Source organism: Comamonas sp. C24C (assembly GCF_053345995.1).
This window is the reverse complement of sequence record NZ_JBKFBC010000006.1, coordinates 45,769-64,842: the sequence shown is the minus strand read 5'-3', so window position 1 is coordinate 64,842 and position 19,074 is coordinate 45,769. Positions and strand designations below refer to the sequence as shown.

General features: G+C 61.1%; 17 protein-coding genes and 1 tRNA gene. 6 read left to right on the top strand and 12 right to left on the bottom strand.

What is annotated here, in order from left to right; all coding sequences use genetic code 11:
* The first annotated feature begins 82 nt into the window (after positions 1 to 82).
* Complete coding sequence (locus ACLBXN_RS12675) at positions 83 to 544, top strand: hypothetical protein (protein WP_447612357.1); 462 nt, start codon at positions 83 to 85, stop codon at positions 542 to 544.
* 8 nt (positions 545 to 552) lie between these two features.
* Positions 553 to 1,164, top strand: coding sequence for a hypothetical protein (locus ACLBXN_RS12670; protein WP_447612356.1), 612 nt, complete (start codon positions 553 to 555; stop codon positions 1,162 to 1,164).
* 202 nt (positions 1,165 to 1,366) lie between these two features.
* Here the strand turns inward: ACLBXN_RS12670 and ACLBXN_RS12665 are convergent, their stop codons facing one another.
* The 3 genes from ACLBXN_RS12665 to dmeF form a co-directional block, all read right to left on the bottom strand.
* Entirely contained in the window at positions 1,367 to 1,999 is a 633-nt protein-coding gene (locus ACLBXN_RS12665; protein WP_447612355.1) for a hypothetical protein, read from the bottom strand.
* Positions 2,000 to 3,467: 1,468 nt separating this feature from the next.
* Positions 3,468 to 3,542: transfer RNA gene (locus ACLBXN_RS12660), tRNA-Arg, on the bottom strand.
* 51 nt (positions 3,543 to 3,593) lie between these two features.
* Positions 3,594 to 4,547, bottom strand: a complete 954-nt coding sequence (gene dmeF, locus ACLBXN_RS12655) for a CDF family Co(II)/Ni(II) efflux transporter DmeF (RefSeq protein WP_447612354.1) — start codon at positions 4,545 to 4,547, stop codon at positions 3,594 to 3,596.
* Positions 4,548 to 4,618: 71 nt separating this feature from the next.
* Here dmeF and ACLBXN_RS12650 point away from each other — a divergent pair, with 71 nt between their 5' ends.
* The gene (locus tag ACLBXN_RS12650; RefSeq protein WP_447612353.1) at positions 4,619 to 4,894 is read left to right on the top strand and encodes a metal/formaldehyde-sensitive transcriptional repressor; all 276 of its coding nucleotides are present in this window, start codon (positions 4,619 to 4,621) and stop codon (positions 4,892 to 4,894) included.
* A 45-nt stretch (positions 4,895 to 4,939) separates the two neighbouring features.
* On the opposite strand, the gene ACLBXN_RS12645 is transcribed toward ACLBXN_RS12650, so the two are convergent.
* Genes ACLBXN_RS12645 through ACLBXN_RS12615 form a run of 7 tightly spaced genes read right to left on the bottom strand, consistent with a single transcriptional unit; the run spans position 4,940 to position 14,339 of the window.
* Complete coding sequence (locus ACLBXN_RS12645) at positions 4,940 to 5,215, bottom strand: hypothetical protein (protein ID WP_447612352.1); 276 nt, start codon at positions 5,213 to 5,215, stop codon at positions 4,940 to 4,942.
* A 57-nt stretch (positions 5,216 to 5,272) separates the two neighbouring features.
* Complete coding sequence (locus ACLBXN_RS12640) at positions 5,273 to 9,508, bottom strand: translocation/assembly module TamB domain-containing protein (RefSeq protein ID WP_447612351.1); 4,236 nt, start codon at positions 9,506 to 9,508, stop codon at positions 5,273 to 5,275.
* Between the two features lie 2 nt (positions 9,509 to 9,510).
* On the bottom strand, positions 9,511 to 11,418 hold the full coding sequence (locus tag ACLBXN_RS12635) for an autotransporter assembly complex protein TamA (protein ID WP_447612349.1): 1,908 nt from the start codon (positions 11,416 to 11,418) through the stop codon (positions 9,511 to 9,513).
* Between the two features lie 4 nt (positions 11,419 to 11,422).
* Positions 11,423 to 12,610: a vWA domain-containing protein gene (locus ACLBXN_RS12630; protein ID WP_003051754.1), complete on the bottom strand. Its 1,188-nt coding sequence runs from the start codon at positions 12,608 to 12,610 to the stop codon at positions 11,423 to 11,425.
* A gap of 18 nt (positions 12,611 to 12,628) precedes the next feature.
* A complete protein-coding gene (locus tag ACLBXN_RS12625; protein WP_447612348.1) occupies positions 12,629 to 13,231 on the bottom strand; it encodes a GNAT family N-acetyltransferase in 603 nt (200 codons plus the stop codon).
* A gap of 11 nt (positions 13,232 to 13,242) precedes the next feature.
* Positions 13,243 to 13,464, bottom strand: a complete 222-nt coding sequence (locus ACLBXN_RS12620; RefSeq protein WP_003051758.1) for a hypothetical protein — start codon at positions 13,462 to 13,464, stop codon at positions 13,243 to 13,245.
* A gap of 32 nt (positions 13,465 to 13,496) precedes the next feature.
* Positions 13,497 to 14,339, bottom strand: coding sequence for an AAA family ATPase (locus ACLBXN_RS12615; protein ID WP_003051760.1), 843 nt, complete (start codon positions 14,337 to 14,339; stop codon positions 13,497 to 13,499).
* Positions 14,340 to 14,455: 116 nt separating this feature from the next.
* Here ACLBXN_RS12615 and ACLBXN_RS12610 point away from each other — a divergent pair, with 116 nt between their 5' ends.
* Positions 14,456 to 15,118 carry a c-type cytochrome gene (locus ACLBXN_RS12610; RefSeq protein ID WP_447612347.1) on the top strand — a complete coding sequence of 221 codons (663 nt, stop codon included), beginning with the start codon at positions 14,456 to 14,458 and terminating at the stop codon, positions 15,116 to 15,118.
* A gap of 60 nt (positions 15,119 to 15,178) precedes the next feature.
* Here ACLBXN_RS12610 and ACLBXN_RS12605 read toward each other — a convergent pair whose 3' ends face one another.
* Both ACLBXN_RS12605 and kefC read right to left on the bottom strand, forming a co-directional pair.
* Positions 15,179 to 15,631, bottom strand: coding sequence for a DUF1841 family protein (locus tag ACLBXN_RS12605; RefSeq protein ID WP_447612346.1), 453 nt, complete (start codon positions 15,629 to 15,631; stop codon positions 15,179 to 15,181).
* A gap of 16 nt (positions 15,632 to 15,647) precedes the next feature.
* Positions 15,648 to 17,540: a glutathione-regulated potassium-efflux system protein KefC gene (gene kefC, locus ACLBXN_RS12600; protein ID WP_447612345.1), complete on the bottom strand. Its 1,893-nt coding sequence runs from the start codon at positions 17,538 to 17,540 to the stop codon at positions 15,648 to 15,650.
* Positions 17,541 to 17,745: 205 nt separating this feature from the next.
* Here kefC and ACLBXN_RS12595 point away from each other — a divergent pair, with 205 nt between their 5' ends.
* The gene (locus ACLBXN_RS12595; protein ID WP_043003361.1) at positions 17,746 to 18,378 is read left to right on the top strand and encodes a LysE family transporter; all 633 of its coding nucleotides are present in this window, start codon (positions 17,746 to 17,748) and stop codon (positions 18,376 to 18,378) included.
* A gap of 132 nt (positions 18,379 to 18,510) precedes the next feature.
* Positions 18,511 to 18,975, top strand: coding sequence for a MaoC family dehydratase (locus tag ACLBXN_RS12590; RefSeq protein WP_034366233.1), 465 nt, complete (start codon positions 18,511 to 18,513; stop codon positions 18,973 to 18,975).
* The last annotated feature ends 99 nt before the right edge of the window (positions 18,976 to 19,074 follow it).

The following is a 19,074-nucleotide window of genomic DNA, read 5'->3' as shown; positions in this document are numbered from 1 at the left end:
GAATACGCGGCCTGTGGCTGTTGATTCTAGGGCTGCAGGGCGAGCATGGCTCTTGTCACAACGGCACTTGAACGGAGAGCACATGCCAAGCTATGACAAGGCAAAGATGATGCGACTGCTGGAGGCAAAGCGGGCCATCCATCTGACCTCGAATGATTTCTACCACCGCCTGCGGGAACTGCGAGAGCACATCGGCGGCAAGCGCACCTTCATGCGCAGCAACGCCAACATGTACGAGAGCCGAGATCAGGTGGAGTCCATGCTTGAACTGCCGCTGGAAAAGGCCCGTGCGTTGACGCGAGAGCAGGTCGAAAAATTCCAGCGCCCCACATACACCGGCTCAGGCACTCAACACGACGACGCACCAACGGGCATCAGCTACGGCCTGTGGGGCGAGTACCTGCAACTGCTGGAGCGCCAGCAGCGCCTGGAGGCTGAAAAAGAGCGCGTGAAAGCGGCCCAGAGCGAGCAATTTGCATGCGTGGATCCGCTGGTGAAAGCCGTCATTCAATGGGGCTTCAACTCCCCCGAGCACGAGCTGTGAGGTTGAGCATGGAACTGATTCAAAAAATCGACAAGCTGCGCGAGCAAATCGCGCAAATCAAGGAAGAGATTGATTGGCTGGTGCAAGCACCGCTGTCCCGCGAAGACCTCAAGGCCCGTGTGTCCGCGTGGTTCGATCGCATGTCGAGCGATGCCTCAGAGGTCAACAACAAGTTCCTGAGCCTGCGCAATCCGGGGGCATCTATCACCGAGGTGAACCCCTTGGGCGTGACGCAGGGGGTGAATTTGCCGGTAGGGCAAAGCAATGCTTCGGGGATGCTGAATATCTCGATCGCACCGCAGCTGATCTGGCTGTTTGGCGACACGATCAAAAAGGTATTTCTGGCCAAGGTGGACGCCATGGACTATGTGCCCGGCCTGCCACTGACCGAGCGCACCACGCGCCGCGAACAGCTGACCATGCAGCTGCGCACGCTGGAGGAAAAAGAAGAAGAGCTGATCTGTGAAGCCGAGCTGGCCCACCTGCCGATCTACCGCCGGGCCGACGCCGACCCCGCTGTGGTGCTGGCCTACGACCCGGACGGAGACATGGGGGCACAAGGCGCACGGATGGTGAGTGTCAGCAGCAGCGCCCCCACATCGAACCCAGCCGCGCCCTAGAGCGAGAGCGCTTGCAGGTTTGTGGTGACGGGCTTTACTCCTTCGCCCACGAATTGACCACCACGGGCCTGCAAGCGTGAATGGCTGACATGACAGAGCTGCGGCTGTCATTGCCTTGTGACAGAGGCTTCAAGGACTCCTTCGGGAGTCCTTTTTTTGTTGAGGCCGTCGAGGGCTAAGAGTAGCAAAGGATCCAGCAGATTTATGGAGCTGCAGGCTTACGCTTGCGTCGCTTCTTCTTAGGTTCTGGTGGCTTTGCATGCAATGCGGCCCGGAACTCGGGACTCTGCAAATGGGCTGCCATCATTTGATGCCCTTCGTACGCACACTTGGCAAACTCCCATATGTTGCGTAGGTGGGTGTCGAAAAGCTGGTGTGTTTCGTTGAGATATGTCAGTGAAGCCTCGCAGCCTTCAGAAGTCTGCAAGTCGAAGTTTCCAAGAAAGTGATGTACGAGCTGGTTTCGACGCTCAAGCACGATTGACAGGTCCTGCGAAAGGCTCGCGTGATATTCGGAGGGCACCTGAACGTTGAATCGAAATGCCAGGTGTCCTTTGGACTCTGCTTTGTCGAGCTCACGGGTATCCTCTGCAGAACCTTCAATCCTCAAGTATCTGGCAAGTAGCTCTTCTTTGAGCCAGCCAAGCGTGGATCCGTCCACCGTCTCTTTGCGAGCGTGGGCGTCCGCTTTCACATTTTCCGGAGCCATGGAAACAAAGCGACCAACCACGAGACCCTTGAGCATTCGTTCTAGGTGCTGGCATCGCAGAAGTGCACGGCCCAGCGAGCAGTGAATGTCTGTCAGTAAAGATTGGCTCGGTGGGTCGTGGCTCATTAGGCGAAGCGTCGATTTTCAGTGGATTTGTGACTGTGCTTGTCCGCTGTGGCCGATGGCTCGGCACACAGCGGATGTTGAGTAGTTATTTTCTCGGAAGAGCGTCGAGCCTACTTCTTACCACCCCCAGCTGGTGCATTGCTACGGCCACCGCCCGAAACATTGCCTGTGGTGCTTGGCCAGCCACCGGCGTTGCCCTGGCCTCGGCCGCCGCTGGAGCCCGAGCTGCCTCCTTTGCTGCCGCCACCCTGAGATCCGCTGCCACCTTGTGAGCTGCCACTGCGACCGCCACCACCGCTCATGCCACCTTTGCTCATTGCTGTCTCCTGGCCGGTTTGAGTAGGCGACGCGTCACTATCCGGCTTTCGTAGCGCGTCGTAGAGAACGATGAACCGTATCAAGCTGCCTTGCTGTCGAAGATGTTAAGCGAGGTGAATCTGTTCCCACGTTCCCGCTGCGAATTTGGCTGTTCCCACTGAAAGTGGGAACACTTTTATTGAGCGAATTCAAAGGCTTGCAAGCGTTTTTCGCGTTTGTTCCCACGTTCCCACTAAAAAATAGTCATACCCCGAAGGAAGTGCGGTTGCATGCGTGCCTTGAGCTGCAATCTGTTCCCACGTTCCCACTGCGAATTTGGCTGTACCCACTGTGAGTGGGAACACTTTTATTTAATGAATTCAAAGGTTTGCAAGCGTTTTTTGCGTTTGTTCCCGCGTTCCCACTAAAAAAGAGTCATACCCCCGAAGGAAGTTGCATGAGTGCTTGCAGTTGCCGCGCCTGTTCAACGAGTTTTGAGCGAGCGAATGCAGTTTTAGTGGCGGCCCCGGAGGGGGCTGGGCAAGGCCTTCTGTGCGCTGCAGCGGGTAGCAGTGAGGCAGGCATGGGCACCAGAGAGGACAGTGCTCGTGCAACCTTCTGGCGCAGATACAGGCGTGGATGGCTGTGGTCACGGCCTGCAGGGCATGCCAAAACACATTTCTCTATGATGCGGATGCCCCGAGCCGCATGTGCCCGCTGTTCTACGACCCTCTATAGGGGGTTGTGTAGTGAGACCGGCCACGGGTCCTTCCCGCATAGCTTGGATGCGGGTAATTCGAGCCGCGTTGTCGGACTGTTCAGCGGGTTGCTAAGGGGGTTAAGTGAAGATCTGAACTCTACGAATCAGCAGCGTTGTGCAGTCGTAAGTTTTGAGATGGCAACCGCAGGGGGTTAAGTGAACCTGGCCTCTGGGGGTATCTGGCCCGGATCCTTGGGGGTACATCGGCAGGATCTGGGGGTACATCCTGCAGAGTGCCTTGGGGGTAGAAATGAAATGTACCCCCAAATTTCGCTGCAGTACCCCCAAAAGTACCCCCACATATGCGTGGATGCTATTGGACTCCGATGGACTCTCGTGGAAAGAAAAAGGCCGTTTTCAGAGGAGAAATAAAAAAGTCCGGAAGCCTTTGGAAGCTACCGGACTAGAAAATGGTCCCCCCGACAGGAATCGAACCTGTATCTGTCGCTTAGGAGGCGACCGTTCTATCCATTGAACTACGGGGAGGGACGCTGGATTCTACCTGCGTTACCAGCCTGCTGATTTCAACCGACGTATTTATGCCGGCTCTGTGCGGTTGACTTCGACAGAGACGTGGGTGAGTTCTTCGTGCACCGACAGCAACTGGCGAATGTAGTCGGGGGTGACGGTGGCAGCGCCCTCGACTGCGATGATGCAGGCATAGTGATTCTTGCCCACGCGCCAGACATGAAGATCAGTGATGTTGACGGGCTGCGGGCCTTGCGCGATGGCATCACGCACCTCTTGCACGACGGGGGCGTCCATTTCGGCATCGAGCAGCACGCGGCTGCTATCGCGCAGCAGACTGAAGGCCCACGTAGCGACCATCACGGAGCCGACCAGGCCCATGACCGAATCCAGCCAGGCCAGGCCCAGCAACATGCCGCCCAGCAGGGCTGCGATGGCCATGACCGATGTGGCTGCGTCTGCAATCACATGCAGATAGGCCGAGCGCAGGTTCAGGTCGCCATGCGCATGGTCGTGTCCATGGTGATGATCGTGGTGGGAGCCATGGCCGTGGTGATGGTGGTGCCCGTCCTTGAGCAGCCAGGCACAGGCCAGGTTGACCAGCAGGCCAAGAGTGGCTACGCCTATGGCTTGCTGATAGTGAATGGCGGCAGGCGAGAGCAGGCGTTGTACCGACTCAAAAGCCATCAGGGCGGCAACCAGCAGCAGGCAGATGGCGCTGGTGTATCCCGCCAGGATTTCTATCTTCCAGGTGCCGAAACTGAAGCGCCTGTCATTGGCCAGCTTGCGGGCCGCGGCATAGGCGCTGACTGACAGGCCCAGTGCCAGAGCGTGTGAACTCATATGCCAGCCATCGGCCAGCAGGGCCATGGAGTTGAAGTAATAGCCGGCGGTGATTTCCAGCACCATCATGGCCAGCGTCAGCAGCATCGCCAGCTTGGCATTTTTTTCGCCCAGCGGATTGCCCTGGTCAAAGCTGTGGGAGTGTTGTCGGGACAGGGGGGAGTCGGTGTATGAGGTCATGATTGGCTTGGTTTCATATACTCTACCCCAGTATATTTTCCATGCCGGCAGGAGGACTACAATTCCTGCATATGTCGCATACCGTTTCGAATCAAAAACCGTTGCTCGCGCGCATCCGCCGCATCAAGGGGCAGACGCAGGCTCTGGAGCGGGCTCTGGAAGAAGGGCAGGACTGTTCCGTGGTGCTGCAGCAGCTGGCGGCCGTGCGCGGGGCCGTCAACGGCTTGATGCTGGAGTTGCTCGAAGGCCATGTGCGCGAGCATCTGGGCGCCGAGGCCGCGAAGCCCGAGCAGCGTGAACATGACCTGGAGCTGGTCGTGAAGGTGCTGCGTTCCTACGTCAAATAGGGCTGGGCTGCAGGCGCGGGCGGCCTGCATGGATGAAGCGGTGGATCAGGACTGCACCAGCGCCGCCAGATCATTGACGAATGGCTGCACGTCAGGATGGCCGTGCAGCCATTGCCTGCCCAGAAATTCTTCGATCGACTGCTGCTGTAGCCCGAGGCCGGGCCGGCGCTTTGATGCGGCCTGCAGCAGGTCATGGGCGCGGTTCATGACCTGCTCGCTGTCTGCAGCCGCAGGCTCGCCCAGCTCCTGCATCCATTCCTGCTGGATGCGAAGTATGAGCTTGCCAGCGGCTCGCTCCAGCGCGGTGCGGCTGCGTGACATTTCAGAATTGATAGCTTCTATCGCTTACCAGTAAAGGGATAGAGTCATATTTCATGCTTAATCCTTGCGAACGGTATAGACGATGTCCATGGCGCTGGTCATGCCGGTTTGAGCGCGCAAGGTGACGCTGCGAGACAGGTCGTAGAAGATGTAGATGATGCCCATGGCTCCCGACAGGCTCTGCTCGTAGGTCAGATAGAGCTTGTCCGAAATGCGCTTGCCCATGGTCAGCGCAGCGCCCGCTGCATCCGTTCCGTCCCCACCGCCCTTGAAGCCGACTTCATCGAGCCCCAGGCTGCCCGCAATCTTGCCGCTGGAACTGTTGCCGCCAGCCAGCAAGGCCATGGCGGCCTGCTGAAGCAGGGCGCTGCTGGCCCCGCCGGAGGCAGGGTCGCGGCCCATGACTACCCAGGAGAGCTTTTCCGCGTCGGGCAGGGCCGGGTCCGAGTACAGCAGCACGCGTGGCGCACTGGCTGTGCCCAGCACCTGCACACCGGCCTTGACGGCAATATTCGGGCGCAGCGCCAGTATGTCCAGCGAGGGGTTGTTGTAGGGGCCATTGAAGCGAATCAGTCCGGTTTCCACATTCAGCGACTGTCCCCAGGCGCGGTAGCGGCCTTCCTCGGTACGGATTTCTCCGGTCACGCTGGGCGGGCCGCCGATGTAGCTGGCGCCTCGCACTTCAAGCTGACCCAGCAGTCGCGTGGTGATGCCAAAGCCTTGCAGCGCAAAGTCACGTCCCATGTCGAGCTTGACGAGAATGTCTGGCACCTTGCGTGGCGTGGCGCGGGCCTGCTCCTTGCGGGCCTGTTGTTCGCTACGCCGGCGCTCCTCCTCTTCGGCCTTGCGCGATGCCGCCGAGCGCACCACCACATCCTTGTCCAGCGATGGCGCGGATTCTTCGGGCAGGATGATGGAGGCTCTGTCGACCGTCAGGTCGCCGCGCAGCGTGAACTGGCCTTGCTCCAGCCGGGCCTGCAGATCACCGGAGACGCTGACCTGACGGTCGGCGCGCACCAGGACTTGCAGCTTGCTGGCCTTGGCCTGCAGATTCATGCTCAGGCCCGATTCGGCTCCCGTACCAGGTGGTGTGAACTGGGCATAGCCCGAGCCGGTAAGCTGGCCGCCGTCTTCAGGAGCTCGGGTCAGATTGCCGCTATAGCCCAAAATACGCGCCTGGCTGCCTTTTCCGCCCTTGAGGCGCAGTTCGGTGATGTCCAGTCTGGTGCCTTGCAGCTTGGCCCGCAGAATGCCGTCGCGCAGGTCCACGCCATCTAGCAGGGACACGATGTTGAGCCCATCGGCCTTGATATCGCCCTGCCACTTGGGGTCCTGCAAGGTGCCGCTGATGCTGGCATCCGCCGCCAAGCTGCCCTGAATGCGCCAGCCTGGTGGCGCAAACAAGGACCACAGCCCCATATCGGGCATATTGGCGTGCAGCTGACCGGACAGAGGCGCGGTGGCGGGTAGCATCCAGCCGTCTTGCTGGTAGCTGAGCTGGGTGCGCAGGTCGGCACTGAGCTTGCCTGCTCGCTCGCTGTCCCAAAGCAGTTTGGCGTTGACCTGGCTGCCCTGGGCCTGCACGTTGAGGCGCATCTCCTTGATGCGCGAGCGCATGCCTGCACCGCCGATCTGGCGCGTGCGCGTGCCGCCGGCGCGTGTGGCAGTGGGGCCGGTAGTCTGGATGACGGTGGTGCTGGAGCCATCGTCCACCGCCAGCCGCAGATCGCCTGCGGCGCGCTCGACCGTGAGATCGGCCTTGAGATCCTTGCCCAGGGTGTCCAGGTTCCAGCGCGCGTTGAAGCTCAGGTCGCCGGAAATCCCGGCGGCTTCCAGTGGCGGATCGTCATCGCCCAGGCTGAAGGCATCGACCCAGGCCAGTGGAATTCCAAGTGCCTGCCCTGCGCTGCGCACGCCCCATTGGCCGCTGCCGGCACGGGTGACGGAGCTCGCCTCCCATGTCAGCTGGGCGGGAGGCAGTGGCTCGCTGCTGGTACGCCGGAGGTCCAGTTTCGGAGGCGTGATCTGCAGCTTGCCGGCGCTGAGTTGGTAGACGGTGCTGAGCACCGTGCTGCCGCTGGTGCGCTGTTGGATCTGGATGGGGGCACCGGGCTGAAGCTGCACGACCCAGGGGCCGGGCTTGTTCTTGTCAGGAGTGAGCTGGGCCTGCAGCTTTTCCAGGCTGGCCTGCCAGTCCAGCGGGGCCATGCCCTTGCCGCTGGCCAGGCCGGCTTGCAAAGCGGTGTCGAGCTGAATGCTCTTGCCGGCTTGCTGGGCCTGCGCAGTCAGGCCGACCTTGGCATTTTCGGGGCTGCCGTCAATGCTCAGTGTCAGCGCAGGCAGGACGGCGCTCTGCTCGACTGCGGTGTCGGCGGGCAGATAGCGAATTTTCTCGGCGCGCAGCTTGGCCTGAATCTGCAAGCCGCTGGCGGGAATGGCCGAACCATGGGCGGCGCTCAGGCGCTTGAGCAGATTTTCCCAACCGCCCTTCAGGGCCAGTTGTAAATCTGCGCTGCCATCAAGCTGCGCACCGCCCAGTGGGTCCTTGACGCCCGGCAGCTTGCGCAGCCATTGCGTGAGCGTGCTCATGGAGCCGAGCTGCAGCTGGCTTTGGACAGCGCCGCTGGCGGGGCCCATCTGCCCTTCGATGCTCAGTTGCGCACCGGGAGCAGCGGCCTTGAGCCTGGCCTTGGCCTGCTGGGTTTCGGTATTGAACTCCACGGACCTGGCATCGACGCTGGCCTGCATTGCTTGCAGCTGCAGCTTTTCCAACTGCAGCAGCGGGGCCTGCCACTGGCCGCTGGCAGCCAGGGTTTGAATGCGCAGCGCCGAGCTGTCGCGCTTGCCGCCTGCCGCTTGCAGGTTGGCGTCAAACACTATCTTGCTGGCTGCTGGATCGCTGCTGTCGACATCGGCCTGCACGGCCTTGGCACTGATCCGGCCCTGCAAGGGCGAGGCTTCCAGCGTGCTGTAGAGATCGGCCGGGTTGAGCTGTTCCACCGTGGTCAGGCCTTCGAACAAGCGGGTGCTCGGAGTGAACTGACCGCCGAGTGCGATATGGCCCTTGCCAATCTGGATACGGGAGTCGTCCACCTGCCATTGCTGGCCATCGAAATTGATTCGGGCTGTCAGCTCGGCCACGGGCAGGCGCTGCTTGTCCCAGGGGCCGGGCAGTGCGTTGCTGAAGCGGGTGTTGAGCTTCCAGGGCTGAGCTTCCAGACTCGCAGCTGTGGGAGCGGTCTCGTCTGGGCCGGCCTGCAACTGGCCGGTCAACAGGGTGCGTGGCCCTTGAGGCCAGAAGGCCGAGACATCGAGATTCTGGAGCAGGGCCTTGGCTGCCAGTAGCGGCTGGCTGCGCCAGGGCATGATGCTGGCTTCCACATCGGCCTGCATGGGGCCCACCTCTGCCGTTGCTTCTTTGGACGGTCTCCCGCTCTTTTCCCGCTTAGGCTCGATTGCCTGCGGGTCTTGAGTTCCCGGGCCGGGGGGCGATGCTTCAGCGCTGGCATTGGCCTTGATTGCCAGCCTGGCCGCTTCGGTGGCCAGCGTGCCCTCGACCGTCACCTTGGCTTGCACGGCAATGGTGGCGCCGGCATCGCCGTCCTTGTCCAGCGGATTGGGCACTTGCACATCGCCTGTTGCTTCGGCCTGCATCGCCATGGGTGCGGCGCCCTGCAGCTTTAGCTGGGCCTGGTAGGCACCCTGGGCAAAACGCAGGCTGCTGACCTTGAGTTCATGGTCTGTGCCCGTGTATTCATAGCGACCGCGAAGGTCCTGAACCACGGCGTCGGGCGGGCCTTGCCAGATGATCTGATCGATCCTGAAGGGCAGCTCTATCTTCACTGGCAGGGTCAGCGACTGCAGTGGTTCGCTGGCGGGTTTGTCGGGGTCGGGGGTGCTGGCAATGCGCAACTCGGCGATATGGACTTCGCCCAGCTTGAGCGTGCGCGACAGCAGTAAAGGCCTGAACTGCCAGCCGATCTGTGCTTCATTGACCTCGACCTGCATGGTCGGGCTTTGCCATTTCAGCCAGCCGATACGGCCGCCGTTCTTGACGCTGCCCGTGACCTCCTTGGCCACCAGGCTCTGGTCTGCGGGCAGCCAGCCCGCCACGCGCTGCAGCGTCTGGTTGAGCGAGTCATCCCTGCCAATCCACCACAGCAGGCTGCCAAGTGCCAGCGCCAGGGCGAGCAGGGCCGCTGCAATAGTCCAGCCCAGCGCGCGCAGCCAGCGGCGGCGTCTGGGGGCTGGGGAGGAGGCCTTGGCGCTAGGGGTTGTGTCTTTTTCTGCCATGCTTAAAACGTGAAGCCCAGGCGCAGGTGCAGGCGCAGTTGCTGCTCCTGAGCGCCCCAGGCGAGATCTGCTTGAATCGGGCCGACCGGGCTTTTCCAGCGTATGCCGGTGCCAAAGCCGACGCGGGTGTAGAGCCGGTTGATATCGTCGCCGACCGTACCTGCATCGATAAAGACGGCGTGCTCGAAGTCCTGCGTATTGCCTTTGATGGTGATGGGCCGCTGCCACTCCACGCTGCCCATGGCCAGATAGCGGCCGGCAATCACGCGGCCGTTGTCGGTGCGTGCGCCAATCGATTGGTAGCCGTAGCCGCGCACCGTGTTGTCGCCACCGGTCAGAAACATGATGGTGGTGGGCAGATCCACATCTTTCTTGGCCATGACGGCGCCGACTCCGGCCTTGATCTGCAGACGACTACGGCGTCTGGTTTCCTCGTCACGCTCGCCCAGCGGTATCAGGCTCAGCCAGCGGCCCGTGAGGCGCCCGAACGGCGAGCGCTGCGGCGTCAGCGTGGTGCCTGCACCGGCTTCCAGGGCCAGACCAAAGCCCGAGGTGGGAAGCAGATTGTTGTCGAAATAGCGGGCCGTCCAGCCGTAGTTCGCCAGCAACGAGGAGGCACCGGGCGGAGCACCTGCACCCTGGGTCTTGGCATAGTCGTACTGCAGGTACATATTGCGTTCTATGCGGTCTTCGGCCTTGGAGCGGCCGAAGCGCATTTGCGCACTGTTGGTGTAGAAGTCGCCCGCAGGTGCGCGCTCTAGCTTGCCGCTGGCAAACCAGCGCCAGAGATCCTCGCCGGGAAGGCCGACCAGCTGGGTGGAGATCAGCGGGTTCTTCCTGTCCAACTGCAGCTTGCTGACGGCACGCCAGTTCAGACCGGGCACCTTGTTGTAAGTGTGATCGATGGACAGGCGCGGTCCGGTGTCCGTGCTCAGGCCCACACCGAACACCCATTTCTGCAGCTTGGCTTCGCGCACCTTGGCAATCACGGGCGAGGTGATGGCTGCGCCCTGGCTCTTGCGCTGCTCGTCACGTTCAGCCTCGGTGGCGGTCTGTTGTGGGGAGTCGGCCAGAGAAAGAAATACCGAGTCGTAATAGCCGCTGCTGACCAGACGCTGCTGCGCATCGAGCATGCTTTGCAGATCGTATTCTTGGCCCTCGGGCAGGCGCGCGATACGGGCCGTGCGCACCGGGTCGTAGCGCTCGGCGCCATCAATCTGCAGCGGACCGAAGGTATAGGCAGGGCCGGGGGCATAGCTCACGCTGACCTGTGCCTTGTTGGTATCGGCATCCACATCGGCCAGGCTGGTATCTATGCGTGCCAGTGGGTAGCGGCGTTTTTGCAGTTCCTTGAGACCGCCGCTCTTGGCGCTGCTCCAGGCCGATTGCGAGAATTGCTCGCCAGCCTGCAGCGGCCAGGTTTCCTCGATCTGCAGGCGCTGCGAGGTTCCCAGCTCATCGTTGGCATTGATGCCGGTAAAGCGCACATCGGATTTTTCAATGATGGTGGGCGGGCCTGGATCGACCTTGACCACCACTTTGCGTGGTGTTTCCTCATCAGGGGTATCGGTCAGCTCGACAGTCACCGTGGGACTGAAATAGCCCAGGGTGCCTATCAACTCGCGCACGTTGGCATCGGTCGCACCCAGCAGGCGTGTCAGCTCGCGGCGCTGCAGATCGGGCTGGTGGCGAAAGCGCTTGAGTTCCAGATGCTGCTCCAGCAGCGCACGGATTTGCTTGGGGGCATCGACTTCCAGCGTGAAGGCCGGCGGGCCGCTGGTGTCGATGCCCATGGCTTCGGCTTCTTTGTCTTTGGGGGAAAGCAGGCTGCAGCCGCTGAGGAGCAAGGCGGCTCCCAAAAGCAAAGCCGGCCTCAAGGCCGGCTTTTTCAAGGGCAAGGTCTGGGGCATGGCCCTATTTTGACAGCATGCGCATGGCGTCTTCCAAGCCTTTGAGCGACAAAGGGTACATGCGGTCACCCATCAACTGCTGGATGATGCTGATGCTCTGGCGATACTGCCATACGCCCTGGGGCTCCGGATTGATCCAGGCAAAGTGCGGGAAGGCATTCGTCAGGCGCTGCAGCCATTCGGCACCGGGCTCCTCGTTCATGTACTCGACCGAGCCGCCGGGCTGCAGGATCTCGTAGGGGCTCATGGTCGCATCGCCGACAAAGATCAGCTTGTAGTCCTTGTTGTACTTGCGAATGATGTCCCAGGTCGGAAACTTCTCGGCAAATCGGCGGCGGTTGTTCTTCCACATGAAGTCGTAGACACAGTTGTGGAAGTAATAGAACTCCAGGTGCTTGAGTTCGCTCTTCACGGCCGAGAAAAGCTCCTCCACACGCTGGATATGCTCGTCCATGGTGCCGCCCACGTCCATGAGCAGCAGCACTTTCACATTGTTGTGCCGCTCGGGAATCATCTTGATGTCGAGATAGCCCGCATTGGCTGCCGTGGAACGGATGGTGTCCGGCAGATCCAGCTCCAGCTCGCTGCCCTGGCGCGCAAACTTGCGCAGGCGGCGCAGCGCGACCTTGATATTGCGCGTGCCCAGTTCCTGGGTGTCGTCATAGTCGCGGTAGGCGCGCTGCTCCCAGACCTTGACGGCACTCTTGTTGCGGCCCGGCCCGCCAATGCGGATGCCTGCCGGGTTGTAGCCGCCGTGGCCGAAGGGGCTGGTGCCGCCTGTCCCGATCCATTTGTTGCCGCCCTCGTGGCGCTCCTTCTGCTCCTCCAGGCGTTTCTTGAGCGTTTCCATCAGCTCGTCCCAGCCCATGGCTTCGATCTTGGCCTTGTCCTCGGGGCTGAGTTCGCGCTCCAGCAGCTTTTGCAACCAGTCCTGCGGAATTTCCTTGGTCAGGTCGGCCAGCATCTCCACGCCCTTGAAATAGGCGGAAAAAGCGCGGTCGTACTTGTCGTAGTGCTTCTCGTCCTTGACCAGAATGGTTCGGCCCAGGTGGTAGAAGTCGTCCAGGCTCCAGCGATCCTCGCTCTTGGGGCCGATCAGGCCTGCGTCCAGCGCTTCCAGCAGGGCCAGAAACTCCTTGACCGACACAGGCAGCTTGGCAGCACGCAGGGTATAGAAAAAATCGATCAGCATGAAAAATGCCTCCAGCGCTTATGCAGCGGGTGCATGTTGCTCCAGAAGATAGAGCAGTTGTGCACGGGCTTCAGGCCATTCGCCACTGCGCATGCTGTACATCACGGTGTCGCGAATCGTGCCGTCGCGGCGCAGCGCATGGCCGCGGATCACACCATCTTTCTTGGCACCCAGGCGCTCGATGGCGCGCTGGCTGGCGAAGTTGAAGTTGTCCGTGCGCCAGCCCACCACATGGCAGCCCAGCGTACCGAAAGCATGGGCCAGCAGCAGCAGCTTGGCCGAGGTGTTCACATGGGTGCGCTGCACGCTTTTGGCATACCAGGTGTAGCCAATCTCCACGCGGCGAATGGCCGGCACGATGTCGTGATAGCTGGTCGTGCCCAGCACTTTGCCACTGGCATCGTCAAGAACGGCGAATGCAAAGCGGTGGCCCTGGTCACGGCCCAGCAACGCGGCCTCGATATAGCTGCGCACCTCGGCAGGCTCGGGCACGGAAGTCACGCGAATCTTCCACAGCTCGCCATCGGCAGCGGCTGCGGCCAGACCTGCCTCATGGCTCAGGGCCAGCGGCTCCAGTCGCACGCCGCGATCGCGCAGGGTTACGGTTTCTACAAAAGTCATGGCTTGCTCACTCAAAGAGATTTGCGCTTGCTGCGCCAGAATCGGGCCAGCTTGAGACCCAGACCTCCACCCAGGCCCACCATGGCGATGGCAGCAATGCTGCCGGCGCCATAACCCTGGGCGAACAGATCCAGGCCCAGTACATGGGATAGGCCCCAGCCCAGCAGGGCGCCGCCCACAAAGCCGACGGCGTCGGAGCCGCCTTCCAGCAGCAGTTGTTGTGCGGTGCTCATGGGCTGTGTCTCCTCGGTTTTTTGATGTCGGCTCAGCGATTGCGCTGGTTCATGAAGACCAGCTTTTCAAACAGGCTCATATCCTGTTCGTTCTTCAGCAATGCGCCAACCAGGGGGGGCACGCTGACCTTGCCTTCCTCGGATTGCAGGGCCGATGCGGGAATCTCCTCGGCGACCAGCAGTTTGAGCCAGTCGATCAGCTCGCTGGTCGAAGGCTTTTTCTTGAGGCCGGGCAGATTGCGCACGTCGTAGAAGACCTTCATCGCGGCGCTCAGCAGCTCGCCCTGCAGCTTGGGGAAATGCACGGCCACGATCTGGCGCATGGTGTCGGCATCGGGGAACTTGATGTAGTGGAAAAAGCAGCGGCGCAAGAACGCGTCGGGCAGTTCCTTTTCGTTGTTCGAGGTGATAAAGACCAGCGGGCGGTGCTTGGCGCGGATCATCTCGTGGGTCTCGTAGCAATAGAACTCCATGCGATCGATTTCGCGCAGCAAGTCGTTGGGGAACTCGATGTCGGCCTTGTCGATCTCGTCGATCAGCAGGGCCACGGGGCGCTCCGCCGTGAACGCCTGCCAGAGCACGCCCTTGACGATGTAGTTGTGAATGTCCTTGACGCGCTCGTCACCCAGTTGCGAATCGCGCAGGCGGCTCACGGCGTCGTACTCATACAGGCCTTGCTGGGCCTTGGTGGTGGACTTGATGTGCCACTGCAGCAGCGGCATGTCCAGCGCCTGCGCGACCTCCTCGGCCAGCATGGTCTTGCCCGTGCCGGGCTCGCCCTTGATGAGCAGAGGGCGCTGCAGGGTAGCGGCAGCGTTGACGGCCAGCATCAGATCTTGCGTGGCCACGTATTTGTCGGAACCTTGAAACTTCATGGGCGGTATCAGCGTAAGTATTGATAAGCGTGCGAAATTCTCACTGCCATAATCGTTTGCACTGCAGCAAGGCATTTGAGCACCCGTCTGAACTCTTGAAGGATTGTGCGCGCAAAATGATAAAAACTTGGACCACGGTATTGGCAGTAGTTGTCGCATCAGTGACCGGCGCGGCGAACGCCCAGGCTGTCAAGGGCGATGCAAAGGCTGGCGCAGGCAAGATCGCCATGTGCATAGGCTGTCATGGCATCACCGGTTATCAGGCCAGCTTCCCTGAGGTATACAAGGTACCCATGATCGGTGGGCAGAACGAGGCCTATATCGTCTCGGCCCTGAACGCCTACAAGAAAGGTGAACGCAAACACCCCACCATGCGCGGCATTGCCGACTCGCTGAGCGAGCAGGACATGGCCGATGTGGCGGCCTACTATGCGGGGCATGCCAAGGCCAAGGACGGCAAGCCCAAGGAAGCCAACCCAGCCGTCACGGCCCTGTTGCAAAAGGGCGCCTGCTTCTCCTGCCATGGCGAAGGCTTTTCCAAGCCCATCGATCCGTCCTATCCCAAGGTGGCAGGGCAGTATTCGGACTATGTGTTCCGGGCTTTGCAGGCCTACAGGACCGAGGGCAATCCAATCATCGGGCGCAGCAATGGTGTGATGGCCGGCATTGCCAAACAGTTCAAGAACGAAGAGTTGCAGCAGCTGGCCCGATACATAGGCAGTCTGGACAGCGAGATGCAGGTGGTGGCGCAACCGCATTTCCGTCTGGGCCAGAAATAAATCGAGCTTCGGCAAACACAAAGCCCGCCAAGGCGGGCTTTGTGTTTTTCAGAGGGCACCTCAGAGGCTGCTTTTGAAACTGCCGTCGGTGGTCGCCAGGCGCTGCACTCCGGCAACATAGGCCTCGCCATCGGGCGGGCGTTCCGAGCGCTGGCTTTCCCAGAGCATCTGGCCCAGGCATTCCATGGCGGCGTGATGGGCGTCATGCAGGTCACGCTTTCTGGTCAGCAGTTCCACGGCCTGGCGTATGCCGCGTGGCGAGTCCACGCTGCACTGCTCGCTGATGGACAGATGCATGGACAGGTGTAGAAACGGGTTGGTGCGCTCGGTCTCCGCATCGTAGTTGCGCGCCACTGCGGCATCCACGTCGGAGAGCTCGTCGAAATACTCGGGGTGCTCGTCTATCCACAGGCTGGCCAGCGTCTCGATGGCCTCCATGGGCGCGCCGCTGATCATCTTGGCGCGCACACCGCAAAAAAATCGCCGTACGTCGGCTTGACTGGGGTTGAACATGATGGCGCGCAGCGTATCACGGCTGCCGGGCGTCGGCTGGACTATGGTCTTGCTCGCTGGCCAGGGGCGTATCGGGTACATCTGCGTTGTCGGCCAGCAGATCGGCACGCTCCTTGGCCATCTGCTCCACCAGTTGCTGGCGGCCCTGCTTGGCCACTGCAATCAGCTGGTTCTTGTCCTTGTAGTGCGGGTACATGCGCTCGGCCAGCGCCAGATTGTGCTCCCTGAATCGTGCCGTGATGCGTTTGGCTTCGGCCGGACTCTGACCCAGCAGTTCCAGCACTGACTGGGCCGAGATCAGGCTGGATTCGAAGACTTCGCGCTGGGCATGCTCGACTCCGAGATCGCGCAGGCGGAACCAGTGATCCAGGTCTCGGGTACGGGCCACGATCTCGAGGTTGGGGAAATGCTTGCGCACCTGACTGGCTATCTTGAGGGACTGCTCGGTGGTGTCGACGGCAATCACCAGCACATGGGCCTGGGCCGCGCCTGCGATGCGCAGCAGGTCCATGCGTGTGGCATCGCCGTAGAACACGCGGTGGCCGTAGATCTGCGCGGCCTCCAGCATTTCCACGCTATGGTCCAGGATGGTCGGGCGTATGCCCTGGGCCAGCAACACGCGAGCCACGATCTGGCCGTAGCGGCCGAAGCCGGCAATGATGATGGGCGAGTCCTGAGGCTCGGAGATTTCTTGGGCCTTTTCCATGCCGCATTCCTCGTCACTGATGGTGGAGAAGCGGCGCAGCAGCAGTTTGTCCAGCAGCACCAGCAGCAGCGGGCCCAGCAGCATGGACAGGGCCACGGCCGCGACCAGCATGGACGAGACGCTGTGGCGAAACACCTTGTACTGCGCCGCCGTCTGAAACACCACAAAGGCGAATTCCCCGCCTTGCGCCAGCATCAGCGTGAACACCGGGCGCTCGCGCCAGGGAATCTGCATGAATCTGGCCAGACCAAAGATCATCACTGCCTTCAGCGCAATAAAGCCCGTCACCATGGCGGCCATGGTCCAGGGGGACTGGAGGATGACGCCAAAGTCGATGCTCATGCCCACGGCCATGAAAAACAGGCCCAGCAGCAGGCCTTTGAACGGCTCGATATTGGTTTCCAGCTCGCTGCGGTATTCGCTGTCGGCCAGCAGCACGCCGGCCAGGAAGGCGCCCAGCGCCATGGACAGGCCCACCTGTGTCATCAGCATGGCAATGCCCACGACCAGCAGCAGAGAGGTGGCGGTGAAGATCTCGGGGGTCTTGCTGCGCGCAATCCAGCGCAGCAGCGGCTGCAGCAGCAATCGGCCGCCGATGATGACGGCGCCAATCGTGCCCACGGTCTTCAGAATGGCCAGCCAGACATGGCTGTCGCCGTGGCTGGCATGGGCGGCCTTGTAGGCGCCCAGAATCGGAATCAGCGCCAGGATGGGGATGGCCGCCACGTCCTGGAACAGCAGGATGGAAAAGGCGGCCTGTCCGCTGGGAGTGCGCATCAGATTGCGTTCGGCCATGATCTGCAGGCAGACGGCAGTGGATGACAGTGCCAGGCCCATGCCTGCGATCAGGCTGACGCGCCAGGACAGACCGAAGGCCCAGGCGGCCAGGAACAGAATGCCGGTGCAGACCACCATCTGGGCCATGCCCCAGCCGAAGATGGGGCGCCGCAGCTCCCAAAGGCGCTTGGGCTGCAGCTCAAGTCCGATCACGAACAGCATCAGCACCACGCCAAACTCGGCAAAGTGCAGGATGTCGTCCACATTGCGGACCAGGCCAAAGCCCCAGGGGCCCATGGCAATGCCGGCACCCAGGTAGCCAATGATGGCTCCCAGGCCCAGGGCTCTGGCGATGGGGACGGCCAGAACTGCTGCCGTAAGATAAATGAAGCCGTAAGTCAGCCAGATGGGAGAGCCGTGTTCCATGGGAATGTTATGTGGTGTTAACCCTAGAGAGATTCCATTTTGGCACCCGCAGCCAAGCGTCAGATTTTTGACAGAAAGAAAAAAGCAGATGAATGTTTACCTGATGCTTATAGCGCCTGGTCAACCATGCGTCTGCAAGTTGACAGCGCAACTTTTAAGATAAGCGCTTTGTGACTGGCGCTTTAGATCGGCGTTTGGAGTGAGTATGGACCTGCACACCTGGTTTGCTTTTTTTGTGGCCTCCTGGATCATCGCGGTCTCGCCGGGGTCGGGGGCTGTGCTGTCCATGAGTCATGGCCTGTCTTATGGCGTGCGCAAGACCAGCGCCACCATCATGGGTCTGCAGCTCGGGCTGCTGCTCATCTTGTTGATAGCAGGTGCCGGCGTGGGCTCGCTGCTCATGGCGTCCGAGTGGGCCTTCAATGCCGTCAAGATCGTGGGCGCCGGCTATCTCATCTATCTGGGCATCAGCCAGTGGCGTTCGGGCGGCTCGCCGCTGGCAGCGCAAGAGGCCGCGCCCGAGGCCAGTCTCAAAAAGCGCGTGCTGACGGGCTTTCTGACCAATGCCACCAATCCCAAGGGCATCATCTTCATGGTTGCCGTGCTGCCCCAGTTCATGACCACCAGCCGTCCCCTGGCTCCGCAGTTGGCGATTCTGGCCGTGACCATGCTGGCCGTGGACACCACGGTGATGCACAGCTACGCAGCAGGTGCCAGCGCCTTGCGCGGCCTGATGCGCAGCGCACGCGCCATGCGCAATCAGAACCGCGTGTTCGGCGGCCTGCTGATGGCCGTGGGTACAGGCCTGTTCTTTGTTCAGCGCTCCAGTGAAGCCTGATATGCTTCAAAAAGCATAGCTTTTAACGCTTGAATATATTGGGTTTTCGGCATATTTGATTAAATAATCTAGGGTAAGCCCCTTGTCCCGCGTCAGACATGACATGGGGCAGGGGGCTTCTACATTGGGGGCATGAAAACCTTTCGCTCCTACTCCGAAGTGCTGGCCTCGATTGGGCAGGAAGTCGCCGTCAGCGACTGGATCACCATCACCCAGGCCCAGATTCAAATGTTTGCCGACGCCACGGGCGATCAGCAGTGGATTCATACCGATCCCGAGCGAGCTGCCCAGGGGCCGTTCGGCGCGCCGATTGCCCATGGCTTTCTCACGCTGTCCCTGCTGCCGAAGTTCTTCGAAGGCACTTTCAAGATCGAAGGAGCCAAGATGGGGGTGAACTATGGGCTCAACCGTGTGCGCTTCATGGCTCCCGTACCTGTCAACAGCCGCTTGCGGGCGCGCATGACCTTGCAGGCGGCGGAACGCATCGAGCCTGAGGGCATTCAGATGACCTGGCTGGTGACGGTGGAGCGCGAAGGCAGCGACAAGCCTGTGTGCGTGGCCGAGTCGCTGGCGCGCAGCTTTGGTGCGGCGGCCTGATTCGCGGCGTAATTTCAAGCCATGAAAAAAGCCCCTTGGCTTGTGCCTTGGGGCTTTGTTATTGAGCCGCACCTCGCAAAGCAGGGTGCTGCGCAGAGT

Excerpts from the sequence above, each read along its gene's own strand:
- ACLBXN_RS12675 (WP_447612357.1), top strand. The coding sequence starts at position 83 with ATGCCAAGCTATGACAAGGCAAAGATGATGCGACTGCTGGAGGCAAAG.
- ACLBXN_RS12670 (WP_447612356.1), top strand. The coding sequence starts at position 553 with ATGGAACTGATTCAAAAAATCGACAAGCTGCGCGAGCAAATCGCGCAA.
- ACLBXN_RS12665 (WP_447612355.1), bottom strand. The coding sequence starts at position 1,999 with ATGAGCCACGACCCACCGAGCCAATCTTTACTGACAGACATTCACTGC.
- dmeF (WP_447612354.1), bottom strand. The coding sequence starts at position 4,547 with ATGACCTCATACACCGACTCCCCCCTGTCCCGACAACACTCCCACAGC.
- ACLBXN_RS12650 (WP_447612353.1), top strand. The coding sequence starts at position 4,619 with ATGTCGCATACCGTTTCGAATCAAAAACCGTTGCTCGCGCGCATCCGC.
- ACLBXN_RS12645 (WP_447612352.1), bottom strand. The coding sequence starts at position 5,215 with ATGTCACGCAGCCGCACCGCGCTGGAGCGAGCCGCTGGCAAGCTCATA.
- ACLBXN_RS12640 (WP_447612351.1), bottom strand. The coding sequence starts at position 9,508 with ATGGCAGAAAAAGACACAACCCCTAGCGCCAAGGCCTCCTCCCCAGCC.
- ACLBXN_RS12635 (WP_447612349.1), bottom strand. The coding sequence starts at position 11,418 with ATGCCCCAGACCTTGCCCTTGAAAAAGCCGGCCTTGAGGCCGGCTTTG.
- ACLBXN_RS12630 (WP_003051754.1), bottom strand. The coding sequence starts at position 12,610 with ATGCTGATCGATTTTTTCTATACCCTGCGTGCTGCCAAGCTGCCTGTG.
- ACLBXN_RS12625 (WP_447612348.1), bottom strand. The coding sequence starts at position 13,231 with ATGACTTTTGTAGAAACCGTAACCCTGCGCGATCGCGGCGTGCGACTG.
- ACLBXN_RS12620 (WP_003051758.1), bottom strand. The coding sequence starts at position 13,464 with ATGAGCACCGCACAACAACTGCTGCTGGAAGGCGGCTCCGACGCCGTC.
- ACLBXN_RS12615 (WP_003051760.1), bottom strand. The coding sequence starts at position 14,339 with ATGAAGTTTCAAGGTTCCGACAAATACGTGGCCACGCAAGATCTGATG.
- ACLBXN_RS12610 (WP_447612347.1), top strand. The coding sequence starts at position 14,456 with ATGATAAAAACTTGGACCACGGTATTGGCAGTAGTTGTCGCATCAGTG.
- ACLBXN_RS12605 (WP_447612346.1), bottom strand. The coding sequence starts at position 15,631 with ATGTTCAACCCCAGTCAAGCCGACGTACGGCGATTTTTTTGCGGTGTG.
- kefC (WP_447612345.1), bottom strand. The coding sequence starts at position 17,540 with ATGGAACACGGCTCTCCCATCTGGCTGACTTACGGCTTCATTTATCTT.
- ACLBXN_RS12595 (WP_043003361.1), top strand. The coding sequence starts at position 17,746 with ATGGACCTGCACACCTGGTTTGCTTTTTTTGTGGCCTCCTGGATCATC.
- ACLBXN_RS12590 (WP_034366233.1), top strand. The coding sequence starts at position 18,511 with ATGAAAACCTTTCGCTCCTACTCCGAAGTGCTGGCCTCGATTGGGCAG.